This window comes from Salinicola acroporae (assembly GCF_003206615.1).
Lineage (GTDB): Bacteria > Pseudomonadota > Gammaproteobacteria > Pseudomonadales > Halomonadaceae > Salinicola > Salinicola acroporae.
The window spans coordinates 222813-239748 of record NZ_PZJW01000005.1; the positions used below are offsets into that span (position 1 = coordinate 222813).

The following is a 16936-nucleotide window of genomic DNA, read 5'->3' on the forward strand; positions in this document are numbered from 1 at the left end:
GATCACCCCTTCGCCCGCTGGCGGAAAAGCTCACGGAAAACCGGGTAGATATCTTCCGCCTGGACGATTTGCTGCATGGCGAAGCGCTCGGGATAGGCCGCCCTGACCGAGTCGTAGGCTTCCCATAGCGCCTGGTGGGCGTGAGGCGTGATCTCCACGTAGGTGAAATACTGCAACTTGCGCATCAGCGACTCATCGAGCAACTCGAGACAGGTGGACGAGTCGTCGTCCCAGTTGTCGCCATCGCTGGCCTGCGCCACGTAGAGATTCCACTGCTCCGGCGCGTAGCGCGCCTCGATGATGCTGTCGACCAGGGTCAATGCGCTGGACACGATGGTGCCGCCGGTCTCCCGGGAATAGAAGAACTCTTCCTCGTCGACCTCCTTGGCCACGGTGTGGTGACGCACGAACACCAGCTCGACCTTCTCGTAATTGCGCTCGAGGAACAGGTAGAGCAGCAGGAAGAAGCGTTTGCCGATGTCCTTATGCGCCTGGGTCATCGACCCCGAGACATCCATGATGCAGAACATCACCGCCTGATTCGACGGCATTGGCTGATGGGTGAGATGGTTGTAGCGCAGGTCGTAGGTGTCCAGGAACGGGATCGCCTCGATCCGCTTTTCCAGGCGTTCGATCTCGGATTTCAGCTCGCTGACGCGCGCCGGATTGCGCAGCACCGGATCCTTGCGCTCCTCGGCGTCGAGCGCTTCCTGGGCCTCGCGCAGGGCGCGCTTCAGCGGCGCCCGCATGCCGATCCGCCGGGCCTGGGCCTCGCGCATCGAGCGCACGATATTGATCCGTGCAGGCACCCCCTCTTTGGAAATCCCCGCACGCACCGGTCGCGTTTCTTCCAGGACCTGCAACTGCTTGCGTTCGAGATGCGGCAGTTCCAGCCCATCGAAGACGAAATCGAGAAACTCCTCCCGGGACAGCGAGAACACGAACTCGTCAACACCCTCGCCCTGATTTCCCGCCTGACCCTCGCCGCTACCCTGCCCACCGCCGCCACTGGGTCGCCTCAGTCGATCACCCTCGGCGAACTCCCTGTTGCCAGGGCTCACGACCGTCCGCCGACCGCCCGGGCCATGCTCAAACGAAGGTTCGGAAATATCCTTGGCGGGAATGGAAACTTTCTCGCCGCGCTCCATGTCGGTGATCGAGCGCCGATTCACCGACTCTTCCACGGCCCGCTTGATGTGGGAACGATAGCGCTGCAGGAACCGCTGACGATTCACGGCACTCTTGTTGCGCGCATTGGGGCGTCGATCGATGAAGTAGCTCATGGCACCTCCCGCAGACTGACTGCGGCAGCGGCCGCCCGCCTATGGCCCCTGCCCCAAGACACGGAATCCGACCCGCGACTCCGCGCCGCTGACATCGACTCACGATCGTTCAGTGCGACTTGCGCACCCGCAGATACCACTCCGACAGCAGCCGCACCTGTTTCTCGGTATAGCCGCGCTGCACCATGCGATCGACGAAATCCTCGTGCTTGCGCTGGTCGGAGGCCGACGCCTTGGCGTTGAACGAGATTACCGGCAGCAGCTCCTCGGTGTTGGCGAACATCTTGTGTTCGATCACCCCGCGAAGTTTCTCGTACGACTGCCAGCTGGGGTTCATGCCGTTGTTGTGCGCTCGCGCCCGCAGCACGAAGTTGACCACCTCGTGACGAAAATCCTTGGGATTGGAGATGCCGGCCGGCTTCTCGATCTTCTCGAGATCCTCGTTGAGCGACTGCCGGTCGAACAGCTCGCCGGTCTCGGGATCGCGGTACTCCTGATCCTGAATCCAGAAGTCGGCATAGGTCACGTAGCGGTCGAAGATGTTCTGGCCGTACTCGGTGTAGGACTCGAGGTAGGCAGTCTGGATCTCCTTGCCGATGAAATCGACATAGCGCGGCGCCAGGTACTCCTTGATGAAACGCAGGTAGCGCTCGTGGGTCTCCTTCGGCAACTGCTCGCGCTCCAGCGCCTGCTCCAGCACGTAGAGCAGATGCACCGGATTGGCAGCGATCTCATGAGCGTCGAAGTTGAACACCTTGGACAGGATCTTGAACGCGAACCGCGTGGAGAGCCCATTCATGCCCTCATCGACGCCGGCGGCGTCACGATACTCCTGAATCGACTTGGCCTTGGGATCGGTGTCCTTCAGGTTCTCGCCGTCGTAGACGCGCATCTTGGAATAGATGCTCGAATTATCCGGCTCCTTGAGTCGCGAAAGTACCGAGAACTGCGCCAGCATGCGCAAGGTATCCGGCGCGCAGGGTGCCTCGTCGAGCGAGGAGTGCTCGAGCAGCTTCTGGTAGATCTTGATCTCCTCGGAGACGCGCAGGCAGTAAGGCACCTTGACGATGTAGACGCGGTCGAGGAACGCCTCGTTGTTGCGGTTGTTACGGAACTGCTGCCATTCGCTCTCGTTGGAGTGGGCCATGATGATGCCGTCGAAGGGGATCGCGCCCATGCCTTCGGTAGGGTTGTAGTTACCTTCCTGGGTGGCCGTCAGCAGCGGATGCAGCACCTTGATCGGCGCCTTGAACATCTCGACGAACTCCATCAGCCCCTGATTGGCCTTGCACAGGCCGCCGGAGAAGCTGTAGGCGTCCGGGTCGTCCTGGGAATAGAGCTCCAACTGGCGGATGTCGACCTTGCCCACCAGCGACGAGATGTCCTGATTGTTCTCGTCACCGGGTTCGGTCTTGGAGACCGCAATCTGGTTGAGACGGGAGGGGTGCAGGCGCACCACCCGGAACCGCGACAGGTCGCCACCATACTCCTTGAGACGCTTTGCCGCCCAGGGCGACATCGGCCCGCGTAGATGACGCAGCGGGATGCTGTACTCCTTCTCGAGCAGCTCACCATCCTCTTCCGGGGAGAACAGCCCCAGGGGCGATTCGTAGACCGGCGAATCCTTGATTGCGTAGAACGGGACACGCTCCATCAGCAGCTTGAGGCGTTCGGCCAGCGACGACTTGCCGCCGCCCACAGGGCCCAGCAGGTAGAGGATCTGCTTGCGCTCCTCGAGCCCCTGAGCGGCGTGGCGAAAGTAGGCGACGATCTGCTCGATCGCCTCTTCCATGCCGTAGAACTCGGCGAAGGCGGGATAGCGGCGAATGACCTTGTTGGAGAAGATACGCGACAGGCGGGAGTCCTTGGCCGTGTCGATGGTCTCGGGCTCCCCGATGGCGTTCAGCATCCGTTCGGCGGCATTGGCGTAGACACGGGGATCCTTCCGGCACAGCTCTAGATATTCCTGCAGGCTCATCTCTTCCTGTTGAACCTGCTCGTAACGGCTCTGCACGTGATCGAAGATGCTCATGGAAGCCTCCTGGTCGTGACCCCCAACCGCTCAGGGCGAACGCCCTGCCAGCCGGGCTAGCTGACTATCAGCATAGACAGATGCACGAAGCGTCGGGAAGACTCTTTTTGCGAGTCTTTTCAACGCAGCGTCGGAATACACGCTTTAGAACACGCTACCACGATCCGGTTTCGATGCACGGGGAATTTGCATCGACAAAATGCGTCGATTCACGCAGGTATCGGTAACTCATAGAAAATCCGGGACAAATTCACTCGCGAATCATCGCGGAGACGGCGAGGCCCAGCCGGCGCCCGAGGGGGTCGGGCGCCGGCGTCCCTCAGGGCACCTCGAAGGCGGCGCGGGCATCGGCCAACAGCTGGTCGAGCAGCTCCGAGGTCGTGTTCCAGGAGCAGACGAAACGCGCCCCGCCGGCGCCGATGAAGGTATAGAACGTCCAGCCCTGGGCGCGCAATTGGGAGATGACCGGCTCCGGCAGACTCACGAAGACGCTGTTGGCCTGGGTCGGAAACATCAGCGACGCGCCGGGAAGCGATGCCAGGCCGTCGGCGAGATAGCGCGCCATGGCGTTGGCGTGATCGGCATTGCGCCGCCAGGCGCCGGATTCCAGCAGGCCCAGCCAGGGAGCGGCGATAAAGCGCATCTTGGACGCCAGTTGCCCCGCCTGCTTGCAGCGATAGGCGAAATCCTCGGCCAGTTCCTTGTTGAAGAACAGGATCGCCTCGCCCATCGGCAAGCCATTCTTGGTGCCGGAAAAGCAGAGTACGTCGACGCCGGCCTGCCAGGTCAGCTCGGCCGGGGAGGCATCCAGCGCGCTGCAGGCGTTGGCGAAACGCGCCCCATCCATGTGCACGCGCAGATCGTACTTGTCCGCGACGGTGCGTATCGCCAGCAGCTCCTCGCGGGAATAGACCGTTCCCACTTCGGTGGCCTGAGTGATCGAGACCACCCGCGGCTTGGGGTAGTGGATATCGTTGCGCTTGACCACGAGGCGCTCGATGCCCTCCGGTGTCAGCTTGCCGTCCTCACCCGGGCTGGTCAGCAACTTGGAGCCGTTGGAGAAAAACTCCGGCCCACCGCACTCGTCGGTCTCGATATGGGCCAGTTCGTGACAGATCACGCTGTGGTAACTCTGGCCCAGCGCCGCTAGCGAGAGCGAGTTGGCGGCAGTGCCGTTGAAGACGAAGAAGACGTCGCAGTCGTAATCGAACAGCTCGCGGAAACGGTCCGCAGCGCGATGGGTCCAGGCATCATTGCCGTAGGCGAGATCATCGCTGGCGTTGGCCCGGATCAGGTAGTCGAGGGCTTCCGGACAGATGCCGGAGGTGTTGTCGCTCGCCAGATAGCGAGGGCTACAATCGGATGTCATCTGGGGGTCCTTGTACGATCCCTCCATCGAGAAAAGCGGCTCGGGCCGGTCACGGCGTGCAAAGTCCACATTTTCTGAGGGTCAGGCATGGCGGTCGATTCCACGGCGGCCTGAATAACAAGAAGCGCGACCCAGTCGGCGACGGGGTAGCCGTCGCCCGGCTCGCGCTCACTGGTCAACACCCGAGTCTAACATCTGCTCCTGACTATCGGCAGCACGAGCCCTCCTCCCTCTCACGCTGACTCAACGCAAACCCGGCTCGCGCTCACAAGCTCGCCGCCAGCCGTACTCCCTGGTCGATGGCCCGCTTGGCGTCGATCTCCATGGCGCGCTCGGCTCCGCCGATGCAGTGAACCCCTATGCCGCTCCCCCGCATCGCCTCGTAGAGTGCCTGCTGCGACTCCTGACCGGCGCAGATCACGACGGTGTCGACCGCCAGCGAATGGGGCTCGCCATCGACGCTGACATGCAGTCCGGCGTCATCCACCCGGTGGTAGGCGCATCCCGACAGCATCTCGACCCGACGCGCCCGCAGCGCTGCCCGATGCACCCAGCCGGTGGTGGCTCCCAGACCGGCTCCCGGTTTGGCGGTCTTGCGCTGTAGCAGCGTGATCTGCCGCGCCACGACAGGCGGCACCCTCGACCTCAGTCCGCCCGCGGTCGATACCGATAGATCCACGCCCCATTCGTCGCACCACCGATCGATATCCTGGGCAGGCGCGTCCGAGTGGGAGAGTAGCTCCGCGACATCGAAACCGATCCCGCCGGCACCGATGATCGCGACCCGACGCCCGACACGCTCCGGGTGCAGGATTGCCATGGGGTAGGAGATCACGCTGGGGTGATCGCTTCCCTCCAGTTCGAGTTCGCGGGGCCTGACGCCGGTGGCGACGACGACCTCGTCGAAATCCTGCAATTGCTGGATATCGGCATCCACGTTGAGACGCAGCTCCACGCCAAGCAGCCCGAGCCGCGTCGAGAAATAGCGCAGTGTCTCGGCGAACTCCTCCTTCCCGGGTATGCGCTGTGCCAACCGGAACTGGCCGCCGATCTCCGGATCACGCTCGAACAGCGTCACCCGATGACCGCGTTCGGCGCAGGCCGTGGCCGCGGCCAGGCCCGCAGGGCCCGCCCCGACCACCGCGATCCGCTTGGAGGTCGCCGCCGGCGTCAACGTGAGCTCGGTCTCGTGACAGGCGCGCGGATTGACCAGGCAGGAGGTCAGCTTGCCCTTGAAGGTGTGGTCGAGACAGGCCTGGTTGCAGGCGATGCAGGTATTGATCTCCTCGACCCGCCCCTGCTCGGCCTTGGCCACCCATGCCGGGTCGGCCAGAAAGGGGCGCGCCATGGAGACCAGGTCGGCATGCCCCTCGGCCAACACCGTCTCCGCCACCGCCGGCATGTTGATGCGGTTGGTCGCGATCAACGGTATCGATACCGCCTCGCGCACCGCCCGGCTGACCGGAACGAAAGCGGCACGCGGCACGCTGGTCACGATGGTCGGCACCCGCGCCTCATGCCAGCCGATGCCGCTGTTGATCACATCCGCACCGGCACGCTCGACCGCCAGCGCCAGCGCTACGATCTCGTCATGGGTACTGCCATCCTCGACCAGATCGATCATCGACAGCCGGAAGATCAGCAGGAAGTCCGCGCCGCAGGCCTCGCGGATCCGGCGCACGATCTCGAGCGCGAACCGACTGCGCTCCCGAGCGTCGCCGCCCCAGGCGTCGTCGCGGTGGTTGGTCCGGCGGCACAGGAACTGATTGATCAGGTAGCCTTCCGACCCCATGACCTCGACGCCGTCGTATCCCGCGCGCTGTGCCAGCTCGGCACAGCGCACAAAGTCGCCGATCTGGCGCTCGACCTCTTCGCCACTCAGTGCCCGCGGCACGAACCGGTTGATCGGCGCGGCGATCGCCGAAGGCGCCACCAGATCCGGAGAGTAGGCATAGCGGCCCGCGTGCAGGATTTGCAGGCAGATGAGGGCCCCTTGCGCGTGGACCGCGTCCACCACCGGCCGGTGCTGGTTGGCCTCGGTCTCGTCGGTTAGCCTGGCGGCGCCCTGGAAGACCGCTCCTTCCGCGTTGGGCGCGATGCCGCCAGTGACGATCAGGCCAACGCCGTGGCGAGCCCGCTCGGCATAGAATGCCGCCAGGCGCTCGAAACCTCCCGGCGCTTCTTCCAGGTTGGTGTGCATCGACCCCATCACCAGGCGATTGCGCAGCGTCAGCGAACCTACCCGCAATGGGCGAAAAAGGTTGGGAAAGTGCGTCACGATCGGATCCACTCATGTCGGGGCGCGCACCGCCGGCAGCGGCTTTCAAACGCGCGTATGAACATCAGTGTAACCAAACCACCGTCGAGAGCCATTGCACCAAAGCGGTATTTCCACCACCGGGCACCACAACGAGCGAGCAGGAGCGTAACGAAAAACGGGGAAGGCGAAACAGGATGGCGCTAGACAAGCAGAGAGGCTTGTAGCCTGGAGCCGCCATCTGAAACGGGGCGGCGCAGAGATGATGATGGAAGCAAGACGTCGATGGCGGACCGGACGGGACTCGAACCCGCGACCTCCGGCGTGACAGGCCGGCATTCTAACCAACTGAACTACCGGTCCGCTGTGGTGGGTGGTACAGGACTCGAACCTGTGACCCCCAGCATGTGAGGCTGGTGCTCTAACCAGCTGAGCTAACCACCCAGACGTCAAACTATACCAGTGCGAAGCGTGGCGGACCGGACGGGACTCGAACCCGCGACCTCCGGCGTGACAGGCCGGCATTCTAACCAACTGAACTACCGGTCCACTCGATGCATCGGGGGTTTGAGTCGAAACGCAGACCAACGATACCAACTACGCGACTAGCGGATGACACGGCAAACCTTGCGGCATACCCATGTCGGCGGAAATGGCGGACCGGACGGGACTCGAACCCGCGACCTCCGGCGTGACAGGCCGGCATTCTAACCAACTGAACTACCGGTCCGCATTTTCCAACTACGACTTGCAACACGTGAACCCGAGCACTACGAAAACGCAGTGGTGGGTGGTACAGGGTTCGAACCTGTGACCCCCAGCTTGTAAGGCTGGTGCTCTCCCAGCTGAGCTAACCACCCGTGGTCACGTGGCGCTGCATTCTACCTGTGACCGGTTGAAAGTCAACAGCTTTTCACCCCGCATTTCTCCATCCGGATCATCCACTTGCGCCGAGCCTCCGCGCCACGTGGCCGGCAGCTTCGTCGATCAGTACCGACTGCGTGTGCGCAGCACGTTTGAGCACCTGCCAGTCATGGTCTCCACCCTCCATGAAGTGACACTCGACCTGCGTCGGCAGCCGATATCCCTCGACCTCATCACGCCGCCCGAACGGGTCGCGGGTTCCCTGGAACAGCAGCACGGGGCAGGCGATCTTCGGCCAGTGCTCGAGTCGCAAACGGTCAGGCTTGCCGGGGGGATGAAACGGATAGCCGAACAGGACCAGCCCCGCCAAGTCGACCCGGGTCGCCAGCAGGCTGGCAACCCGGCCGCCCATCGACTTGCCGCCGAACCACAGCGGCGTTTGCGCGTCCAGTTCCGTCAGCCGCCGACGCCACCCGGCAAGCTCATCAACCAGCGTCTCGATTCGGGGCGGAGGACGCCGTCTGCCACTCCGGCCCATGACAGTCATGTAATCGAACTCCACTGCCACGACCTGGATGCCGCGCTCGGCCAGTTGTCGGCGCAGCCGCGCCAGGAACTCGGAATCATGGCCCGCGCCCGCACCGTGACAGAGGACGAAGCGCGCAGACGTGGGCGCTTGCCCCTCCACGATGAATCCTCCCGAGGACGTCGCGTGGCGTGCACCATCGCCCACCGCTAGCGCCTCGCGCAGCCTGTCGATGTCCTGGATCTCTTGCATCGGCACTGTCACCGTATCGCCCCCTGCTGGCTTATCGGATCAATCAATACGCTACCCTGGCTGATGGCCCGTCAATGACACTGCCAGCACTCCCAACAAGCGGGTTTTGTGCGTAGGATGACAAAACCTGATCGATCGGTCAGATTTTATCGAACCAACGACAACAACCAGGATAAACCATGACGCTCAACGTTCTCGTCATCGGCGCCGGCATGGGCGGGCTCACCGCAGCGCTGGCCCTGCAGCAATCAGGACACCGGGTCGAGGTGGTCGACCGGGTCTCCGAACTGCGCCCGGTAGGTGCCGCCATCTCGGTGTGGTCCAACGGCGTCAAGGTGCTCAAGGCCTTGGGCGTGGGCGACGCCATCGAGCAGGCCAGCGGCCGGATGGACACCATGGCGTATCACGGCAAGGACGGCGCCCCGCTGACGCGGTTCAGCCTGCAGCCGCTCTATGATCAGGTCGGCCAGCGTGCCTGCCCCATCGCCCGGGCGACCCTCCAGCAGCGATTGCTGGACGCCGTCGGCGAGGACAACGTCACCCTCGGGCTGGCATGTACCGACTTCCGAACCACCGAGAGCGGCGTCACCGCCGAATTCGCCGACGGCTCGACGCGCCAGGCAGACCTGATCGTGATCGCCGACGGCACCCACTCGGCGCTGCGCGAACGCGCCCTCGGCAGGCCTGTCGAGCGGCGCTACTGCGGCTACGTCAACTGGAACGTCCGCGTGGCGGCAACGTCGGACCTGGCCCCGCTCGAGAGCTGGGTCCAGTACGTTGGCGATCACCAGCGCGTCTCGATGATGCCGATGAGCGGCGACCCTGCCACCCCGGAGTTCTACTGCTTCTTCGACGTGCCCCTGCCGATCGACACACCGAACGACCCGATGCGTTACCGCGACGAACTGGCACGCCACTTCGCCGGCTGGGCGGAGCCGGTGCAGAAGTTGATCGCGCGTTTCGACCCCGCAGCCATGGCCCGCGTCGAAATTCACGACATCGAACCGCTCGAGACGGTCGTCGGCGAACGCGCAGCGATCCTGGGCGATGCGGCCCACGGCATGGCCCCGGACCTGGGCCAGGGCGGCTGCCAGGCGATGGAGGATGCCTGGGTGCTGGCGCGAGCGCTGGACAATGCCGACGGCGATGTGGCGAAGGCATTGAAGGCCTACGACAGCGCCCGGGTCGAGCGAGTCGGGGAGATCGTCAGCCGTGCCCGCAAGCGCGCCGAAACCACTCACGGCGCCGACCCTGACGCCACGCAGGCGTGGTACGCCGAACTGGCAGGCGAGGACGGCAGTCACATCATGGCGGGAATGAGCAAGACGATTCTAGGGGGGCCGTTACGCTGAAACGCCGATCGCCCGCGGGCCAGAAGCGCTGGCGCCCTCGTTCGTGGGCTCGCGCTGGGAGCGCTGGCAAGAGCGACGGGCGCCGGTAGACGGTAACCGCCCTCTCAGGCTTCGCGGGCAAGCAGGTCGAAGGCATCGATCCGTGTTTCACGCTGCTGGCGCTGCTTGGCTTCCAGACCCTCGAAGTCGAACAGATTGCGATCGGCCAGCTGCGAGGGCGCAACGTTGGTCACTGCCTTGAACATGGTTTCCAGGCGCCCGGGGTGCTTGGCCTCCCACTCCGCCAGCATCTCCTTGACCACCTGACGCTGCAGGTTGGGCTGGGAACCGCACAGGTTGCAGGGGATGATTGGAAACGCCATCTGGCGGGAGAACTCGGCGATATCGGCTTCACGACAGTACGCCAGAGGTCGGATGACGATGTTCTTGCCATCGTCGGACAGCAGCTTGGGCGGCATCGACTTGAGCGAACCACCGAAGAACATGTTGAGAAACAGGGTCTCGAGGATGTCCTCGCGATGGTGGCCCAGCGCGACCTTGGTCGCGCCGATCTCCTCGGCGAAACCGTAGAGCGAACCACGGCGAAGGCGCGAGCAGAGCGCGCAGGTGGTCTTGCCTTCGGGTGTTTTCTCCTTGACCACCGAGTAGGTATCACGCTCCAGGATGTGGTAATCCACGCCCCTGGCATCGAGATACTCGGGCAGCACGTGCTCGGGGAAGCCGGGCTGCTTCTGATCGAGGTTGACCGCCACCAGTTCGAAGTCGACCGGCGCATTGCGCTGCAGATTCATCAGAATCTCCAGCATGGTGTAGGAGTCCTTGCCGCCGGACAGGCAGACCATCACCTTGTCGCCGTCATGGATCATCCCGTAGTCGATGATCGCGTTGCCGACCTGGCGACGCAGCCGCTTCTGCAGCTTGTTGAACTCGTATTTCTGGGTACCGGTAGATGCTTGCATGGGTCGAATGACACGCAGGGATATGAAGGCGTGCTCATGCTATCACCGCGCCCGACGACTTGCGATGCCATGGCCTGGCAGGCCTCTAGCGCGCCACCAGCGCGCCCTGCTTCAGGCGGATGTACATCAGGGCCGTGGTCACCGCATCGCCAAGGGCGGTATGACGGCCCATCACCGGCACCCCGAGGGCCTCGGCAGCCGCCTCGAAACTCATCACCGGCTCCCGCTGTGGCCGCGTCCGATCCATCTCGCGTCGATATATCCGAGCCATGTCGAGACTGGCGTTGGGCAGGCCGAAGCCGAACAGCGGCCGCAGCTGGCGATCGATTACCGCCAGATCGTAATCGATGCACCAGCCCAGCAGCGGGCGGTTGCCGACGAAGTCCAGGAGCGTCTCCAGCGCTTCGCCCAGCGCCTCGCCATCGTCCAGGTCGACACCGCGCAAGCGATGGATCTTGATGGAATCGCCGCTCAGGCTGGCCGGCGGCTGGAGGCGTAGATCCAGCGCTCCGCTGGTCAGCACTCGCTCGCCCTCGATGGCTACCGCGGCAATCGAGACCAGTTCGGCGCGCCGGGTGTCGAGGCCGGTGGTCTCGCAGTCGATGGCCACCACCTCGTCGCCGGCGTAGGCGTCGAACAGCCAGCCGTAGCGGCCATCGGCCTGACGGCGCCGGTCGGCGGCGCGGCGTAGCGAACGTATCATCGCACTCCTCGGTCAGTACTCGAGATGGAAACGGTGGGTCAGGCGCTGCTGGAAGTCCTTGACGATATGCAGCGCCTCACGCAGCAGGTCACGCTCCAGCGAGGAGAGGTTCTGAACCATGATCAGGTTGGGTTCGTCGCTGCCCTGTCGACCGCCGAGTTGCGCCAGCTGCCGCTTGAGGCGTAGCTCGATGAACAGCGCCAGCGCCTCGCCCAGATCTGCGGCGAAGTCCGCTTCCAGTCGCCCCTGGCCGGAAAGCGCCTCCAGCCGGGCCAGGGTCGATGTCGCCGTGATGCGGCACTCCAGTGCCAAGGTACGGACCCCGTGCACGATCGGGAAAATGCCGCCCTTCTTGATGTCGATACCGTGCCGGGGCTTCTTGAGCGAACCGAACAGGGTCAACGGCGCGGAGAAGTGCAGCGCGGCCCGGGCAAAGTGCGACAGCAGCAGCTCATCGTGGGCACAGCAGTCAAAGAGATGTCTGCGCAGGCGCTCCAGCAAGCGGGTGTCGCCGGCCACGCCGTTAGCATCCAGCATGATGGCGAGGTTCATCAGCGAGGCGCCGTCGCGACGTTCGGCCCAGCGCGTGATCGTCGCCCGCCAGCCGCTTTCACTGTTCACCCAGGCCGGGTTGGAGACCATGATGTTGCCCGGACACGGCGGATAGCCCAACGTGCAGAGCGTTTCGGTGACGCGCTGCATGGCGGCGGCGCAGTCCGGCCAATCGATGCCGTCGGCGACGATCAGGGCATTGTCCTGATCGGTCTTGAGGATCTGTTCGCCACGGCCTTCACTGCCCATGACCACCAGGCAGCTCTGGGCACGATGGCGCGGCTGGGTGAGGAACAGGAAGGCCTTCTCGACGATGCGTCCGTTGAGCGCCGCCAGCAGGTCCATGACGAAGCGGAGCTTGACCCCTTGGGCCGTCAGCGTCTGGATCAGTCCCGGCAGCCTCGCGCTGGCGCGGGCCAGTTTCTCGACCGTGTCGGCCTGCTCGAGTTCGAGTCCGACCATGTAGGAGTGGCTCGAGAAATAGCTGAGCAGGTCGGTCAGTTCGACCACGCCGACCGGACGACCCTGGTCGACCACCACTATTCGGGCCACCCGATGCCGAGTCATCTGTACCAGCGCGTCGAATAAGTACTGATCGGGACGGGCTGAGACCAGCTCGAAGTGGGCGATGGTGACGACCGGGTGCTCCTGTGTCGCGCCTTCCATCACCAACGCGTTGAGCAAGTCGGTTTTGGTCACCACGCCGAATCGGCGGCCCTCACCTACCAGCAGACTATCCGCGTGGCTCTCGTTGAGTCGGGCGACCGCCGCGCCAATGGTAGTGACGGCTTCGACGATCACCGGCGCCCGCATGCATTCGCTGATCCGTGCGAGCATGAACCCCACCATGTTCACGCCACTCTCGATACGCCGCTCGGCCAGCAGCCGGGTCTTCTGCACCAGCCCATGGCGGAAAAAGTCGGCAAAAGCCGGGTAATCGTCGCAGAGGCGCTCGAACAGCGCCTTGGGTATCACGTAGCAGAGGCTCTCCTGTTCCGCCTTGAAGCGATAGCGACTGGTGCCGTTGAGGATGCTGATGGCCCCGAACAGGTCGCCTGCCGTGTAGTGGGCGATGCGCGAATGACTGACCGGCGCGTGCGGATCGAACTCGGCAATCTCGCCCTTGTGGATGATGAAGACGAACTCGCCGGGCTGACCGGCTTCGAGAACGACCTCGTCGCTGTCGAAGTAGGCCATGTCGGCGCCTCGCGCTACTCGCTCGCGTCCGCGGTCGTCGAGCAGGGTAAAAGGCAACTGGGAAAGATCGATGTCGACCATCAGGTGGCCCCCGCGCCAACGCTGCCATACCCCGGTCGGTAGCCCTGCGGTGGATGATCCGAGTGATGATCACGGCACGGTTTCAGGCGCTGCCGGTCGGGCCGGGATGCCTCGCCATGGCCCGCTCGAGCTGTCGCCATCTTGGACAAGTGAACCCCCTCCCCTGAAAAAGGCGTAGCCAACCGAACGCCAGGAGAACGTTAACGATCAGTTTGCTGTTGTGGCACTCGATCCCACCCTCTTCATCTCGCGACTGACTTTTGGCCCCAATTCCGCTCAGAGAGTCACCATCAGGTTTGGCATCGCAATACGTAAAGGGGTAAATACGACTTTCCTCTGTCGATCACTTTCCCCTGGATTTGACACCATTATTGCCCTGAACACACAGACTTTCTTTCCAGAATGCCTGACATGTTTCAAGGGCACCGCGACTTCACCCTTGCTCATGTTTAACCAGCTAATAATACATGCCCCTTACTGTCACGCCCGATACTAAGGTAGGGTAACCAACGTCTTGTTTTCATTAATCAATGTTGCTATCAAGTGATTCAGGGAATCACATACCGACAATCCATCTCGCCACAAGACCAATAGCTCAAACAAAGTGCAACTTTAGTCGCTATACCATGTGTGATCGAAAAGCGCCGACGGGCTATTTTGCCCAGCGCAAGATTCATGCAGCTGTGAATCACGCAGAATAACTGTGGTTTGTAGACGAGCGATTGTTTTGCCGAATACCCATAAACGAAGAGCCACCTCCCCCTCAACGACGCGGAGAACGATAATATGGCAGATGATAAATCCAAAGCTGCTGCCTATTGGAAGGCGAATCTTCGCCTGATAACCGGCTGCCTGATCGTCTGGGCACTGGCCTCCTATGGCTGCGCCATTCTGTTACGTCCCTTGCTGGCCGGCATCTCCGTCGGCGGAACCGACCTGGGCTTCTGGTTCGCCCAGCAAGGATCCATTCTGGTCTTCATCGGCTTGATCTTCTTCTATGCCTGGAAGATGAACCGGCTGGACAAAAAATTCGGCCTCGGGGAGTAAGTCGGCATGAGCCAATTCGCGATCAACGTTCTCTTCGTCGGCGGCTCCTTTGCCATCTACATCGGCATTGCGATCTGGGCCAAGGCCGGTTCGACCAGGGACTTCTACGTCGCCGGCGGCGGCGTCCACCCGATCACCAACGGCATGGCGATCGGCGCCGACTGGATGTCCGCCGCCTCGTTCATTTCCATGGCGGGCATCATCGCCTCGGCAGGTTATGGTGCCTCCACCTTCCTGATGGGCTGGACCGGTGGCTATGTCCTGCTGGCCCTGCTGCTGGCCCCCTATCTGCGCAAGTTCGGTAAGTTCACCGTTCCCGAGTTCATAGGCGATCGCTTTTACAGCAAGCCAGCGCGCATGGTAGCGGTGATCTGCCTGATCGTCGCTTCGCTCACCTACGTCATCGGTCAGATGGCCGGTGCCGGGGTGGCCTTCTCGCGCTTTCTGGAGGTCGATGCGACCACCGGCCTCATCATCGCCGCCATCGTCGTGTTCTTCTATTCGGTCCTGGGGGGCATGAAGGGCATTACCTATACCCAGGTGGCTCAGTACATCGTACTGATCGTCGCCTATACCATCCCGGCAGTGTTCATCTCGCTGGAGCTGACCGACAACCCGATACCGCCGCTCGGCCTGTTCTCCGATCACAGCGCCTCCGGCGAGCCGCTGCTGTCCAAGCTCAACGAGGTCGTTACCGCGCTCGGCTTCAACGAATACACGGCGATGGTCGACAACAAGCTGAACATGGTGCTGTTCACGCTATCGCTGATGATCGGTACCGCGGGGCTGCCGCACGTCATCATGCGGTTCTTCACCGTGCCCAAGGTCGCCGACGCACGCTGGTCCGCCGGCTGGGCACTGGTGTTCATCGGTTTGCTCTACCTGACGGCGCCGGCCGTAGCCTCGATGGCCCGGCTCAACCTGGTGACCACCATCTACCCGGACATGGCTGCCCAGGTCGAGAACTACGAGGATGCCACCGCCAATCCCATCGCCTATGCAGACCGTCCCGACTGGATTCGCACCTGGGAGGAGACCGGGCTGATCACCTTCGACGACAAGAACAACGACGGCAGGATCCAGCTCTACAACAATGCCGCCGCCTTCTCCGACCGCGGCTGGCAGGGCAACGAGCTCGAGGTCAGCAACGATATCCTGGTACTGGCCAATCCTGAAATCGCGAACCTGCCCGGCTGGGTGGTCGGCCTGATCGCGGCGGGCGGCCTGGCCGCCGCGCTCTCCACCGCGGCAGGGCTGTTGCTGGCGATCTCCTCGGCGATCAGTCATGACCTGATCAAGGGGGCCATCAATCCGAAGATCACCGAAAAAGGCGAACTGCGGGCGGCGCGCATCTCGATGTCCGTGGCGATCGTAGTGGCGACCTATCTCGGCGTGAACCCGCCCGGATTCGCCGCCCAGGTCGTGGCACTGGCCTTCGGTATCGCCGCCGCCTCGCTGTTCCCGGCGCTGATGATGGGGATCTTCTCCAAGCGGATCAACAACAAGGGAGCGATCGCCGGCATGCTCTCGGGGCTGATCTTCACCCTGGTCTACATCTTCGTCTACAAGGGCTGGTTCTTCATTCCCGACACCAACAACCTGGCCGACGTCGAGGCCAACTGGGTGCTGGGCATTTCGCCGCTATCGATCGGCGCCGTGGGCGCGATCCTCAACTTCGTGGTGGCCTACCTGGTCTCCAGCGTCACCGAGGAGCCCCCCCAGGAGATTCAGGATCTGGTGGAAAGCGTGCGCTATCCCAAGGGGGCTGGTGCCGCGATCGATCACTAGGCGACAATGCCATCCTGACCAACCAGGCTGACTGGTTTCAATCGAATCGGGCTTCCCAGCGGGAAGCCCGATTCTTTGCGCAAGGAATCACCATGATATGGCATTTGGTCGCGGCAGCCTCGGCCGGCCTGGGCGCCGCCGGCGTAGCGCTGTTGTTGCGCTCTCTCAGCGGTGGAAGGCTGCCTCGCTGGATCATCCCCGCGTGTGCGGGGCTGGGCTTGCTGGCCTACCAGATCAGCTACGAGTACGGCTGGTATGAAGCCAAGCGCCAGCAGCTGCCCCAATCAGCGGCCGTGGTGTCGACCGAGCAAGGCCGGATGCCGTGGCGCCCCTGGACCTATCTCTATCCGCTGACCACGGCGTTCAGCGTGGTGGATCGTGACAAACTGGTGACATCGCAAGCCGACGGCGAGCGCCTCGTCGAGTTCGTTCTCTATCGTTTCGAAATGCAGTATCGCGACGTGCTGACCCATCAGGCGTACCTGGTCAACTGCAGCACCCGCGAGCGCGTTCCGCTCGTCGGCGATGGTCGCCGGCCCGACATCGACCGTCTGCGTCATCTCTCGGACGACGACCCGCAACTCGAAACGGTATGCTCCAAGGGTTGATGCAACACGCGGCGCCACTATCACGCCACACCGGGTCGTGGCGCCCCATGGAACCGAAGTGGCTCG

12 protein-coding genes and 5 tRNA genes are annotated in these 16936 nt (G+C 63.1%); 4 read left to right on the top strand and 13 right to left on the bottom strand.

Features of this window, described 5'->3' with window-relative positions:
- Positions 1-2: 2 nt before the first annotated feature.
- The 10 genes from DOM54_RS09135 to DOM54_RS09180 all read right to left on the bottom strand — a co-directional run bounded on the left by DOM54_RS09135 (position 3) and on the right by DOM54_RS09180 (position 8583).
- Positions 3-1283 carry a YeaH/YhbH family protein gene (locus DOM54_RS09135; RefSeq protein WP_110716033.1) on the bottom strand — a complete coding sequence of 427 codons (1281 nt, stop codon included), beginning with the start codon at positions 1281-1283 and terminating at the stop codon, positions 3-5.
- A gap of 109 nt (positions 1284-1392) precedes the next feature.
- A complete protein-coding gene (locus DOM54_RS09140) occupies positions 1393-3315 on the bottom strand; it encodes a PrkA family serine protein kinase (protein WP_110716034.1) in 1923 nt (640 codons plus the stop codon).
- 319 nt (positions 3316-3634) lie between these two features.
- Positions 3635-4684 carry a threonine aldolase family protein gene (locus DOM54_RS09145; RefSeq protein WP_110716035.1) on the bottom strand — a complete coding sequence of 350 codons (1050 nt, stop codon included), beginning with the start codon at positions 4682-4684 and terminating at the stop codon, positions 3635-3637.
- Positions 4685-4949: 265 nt separating this feature from the next.
- Positions 4950-6962 carry an NADPH-dependent 2,4-dienoyl-CoA reductase gene (locus DOM54_RS09150; protein ID WP_110716036.1) on the bottom strand — a complete coding sequence of 671 codons (2013 nt, stop codon included), beginning with the start codon at positions 6960-6962 and terminating at the stop codon, positions 4950-4952.
- A 265-nt stretch (positions 6963-7227) separates the two neighbouring features.
- Positions 7228-7304, bottom strand: a tRNA-Asp gene (locus tag DOM54_RS09155).
- 4 nt (positions 7305-7308) lie between these two features.
- Positions 7309-7385 (bottom strand) — tRNA-Val (locus DOM54_RS09160).
- A gap of 28 nt (positions 7386-7413) precedes the next feature.
- A tRNA-Asp gene (locus tag DOM54_RS09165) sits at positions 7414-7490 on the bottom strand.
- Positions 7491-7594: 104 nt separating this feature from the next.
- A tRNA-Asp gene (locus tag DOM54_RS09170) sits at positions 7595-7671 on the bottom strand.
- Between the two features lie 54 nt (positions 7672-7725).
- Positions 7726-7801, bottom strand: a tRNA-Val gene (locus DOM54_RS09175).
- A gap of 77 nt (positions 7802-7878) precedes the next feature.
- A complete protein-coding gene (locus DOM54_RS09180) occupies positions 7879-8583 on the bottom strand; it encodes an alpha/beta family hydrolase (RefSeq protein WP_110716037.1) in 705 nt (234 codons plus the stop codon).
- Positions 8584-8762: 179 nt separating this feature from the next.
- Here DOM54_RS09180 and hpxO point away from each other — a divergent pair, with 179 nt between their 5' ends.
- Complete coding sequence (gene hpxO / locus DOM54_RS09185; protein ID WP_110716038.1) at positions 8763-9935, top strand: FAD-dependent urate hydroxylase HpxO; 1173 nt, start codon at positions 8763-8765, stop codon at positions 9933-9935.
- 104 nt (positions 9936-10039) lie between these two features.
- Here hpxO and ttcA read toward each other — a convergent pair whose 3' ends face one another.
- The 3 genes from ttcA to DOM54_RS09200 form a co-directional block, all read right to left on the bottom strand.
- Entirely contained in the window at positions 10040-10894 is an 855-nt protein-coding gene (ttcA, locus tag DOM54_RS09190) for a tRNA 2-thiocytidine(32) synthetase TtcA (RefSeq protein WP_110716039.1), read from the bottom strand.
- An 85-nt stretch (positions 10895-10979) separates the two neighbouring features.
- Complete coding sequence (locus DOM54_RS09195; protein ID WP_110716040.1) at positions 10980-11597, bottom strand: 3'-5' exonuclease; 618 nt, start codon at positions 11595-11597, stop codon at positions 10980-10982.
- Between the two features lie 12 nt (positions 11598-11609).
- A complete protein-coding gene (locus DOM54_RS09200) occupies positions 11610-13427 on the bottom strand; it encodes a putative nucleotidyltransferase substrate binding domain-containing protein (RefSeq protein WP_110716041.1) in 1818 nt (605 codons plus the stop codon).
- A 786-nt stretch (positions 13428-14213) separates the two neighbouring features.
- Here DOM54_RS09200 and DOM54_RS09205 point away from each other — a divergent pair.
- The 3 genes from DOM54_RS09205 to DOM54_RS09215 all read left to right on the top strand — a co-directional run bounded on the left by DOM54_RS09205 (position 14214) and on the right by DOM54_RS09215 (position 16870).
- The gene (locus tag DOM54_RS09205; protein WP_110716042.1) at positions 14214-14474 is read left to right on the top strand and encodes a DUF4212 domain-containing protein; all 261 of its coding nucleotides are present in this window, start codon (positions 14214-14216) and stop codon (positions 14472-14474) included.
- A 6-nt stretch (positions 14475-14480) separates the two neighbouring features.
- Positions 14481-16262: a sodium:solute symporter family protein gene (locus DOM54_RS09210; protein ID WP_110716043.1), complete on the top strand. Its 1782-nt coding sequence runs from the start codon at positions 14481-14483 to the stop codon at positions 16260-16262.
- A 92-nt stretch (positions 16263-16354) separates the two neighbouring features.
- Positions 16355-16870 carry a hypothetical protein gene (locus DOM54_RS09215; RefSeq protein WP_110716044.1) on the top strand — a complete coding sequence of 172 codons (516 nt, stop codon included), beginning with the start codon at positions 16355-16357 and terminating at the stop codon, positions 16868-16870.
- The last annotated feature ends 66 nt before the right edge of the window (positions 16871-16936 follow it).

Coding starts and splice junctions, on each gene's coding strand:
- DOM54_RS09135 (WP_110716033.1), bottom strand. CDS start 1,283: ATGAGCTACTTCATCGATCGACGCCCCAATGCGCGCAACAAGAGTGCC.
- DOM54_RS09140 (WP_110716034.1), bottom strand. CDS start 3,315: ATGAGCATCTTCGATCACGTGCAGAGCCGTTACGAGCAGGTTCAACAG.
- DOM54_RS09145 (WP_110716035.1), bottom strand. CDS start 4,684: ATGACATCCGATTGTAGCCCTCGCTATCTGGCGAGCGACAACACCTCC.
- DOM54_RS09180 (WP_110716037.1), bottom strand. CDS start 8,583: ATGCAAGAGATCCAGGACATCGACAGGCTGCGCGAGGCGCTAGCGGTG.
- hpxO (WP_110716038.1), top strand. CDS start 8,763: ATGACGCTCAACGTTCTCGTCATCGGCGCCGGCATGGGCGGGCTCACC.
- ttcA (WP_110716039.1), bottom strand. CDS start 10,894: ATGCAAGCATCTACCGGTACCCAGAAATACGAGTTCAACAAGCTGCAG.
- DOM54_RS09195 (WP_110716040.1), bottom strand. CDS start 11,597: ATGATACGTTCGCTACGCCGCGCCGCCGACCGGCGCCGTCAGGCCGAT.
- DOM54_RS09200 (WP_110716041.1), bottom strand. CDS start 13,427: ATGGTCGACATCGATCTTTCCCAGTTGCCTTTTACCCTGCTCGACGAC.
- DOM54_RS09205 (WP_110716042.1), top strand. CDS start 14,214: ATGGCAGATGATAAATCCAAAGCTGCTGCCTATTGGAAGGCGAATCTT.
- DOM54_RS09210 (WP_110716043.1), top strand. CDS start 14,481: ATGAGCCAATTCGCGATCAACGTTCTCTTCGTCGGCGGCTCCTTTGCC.
- DOM54_RS09215 (WP_110716044.1), top strand. CDS start 16,355: ATGATATGGCATTTGGTCGCGGCAGCCTCGGCCGGCCTGGGCGCCGCC.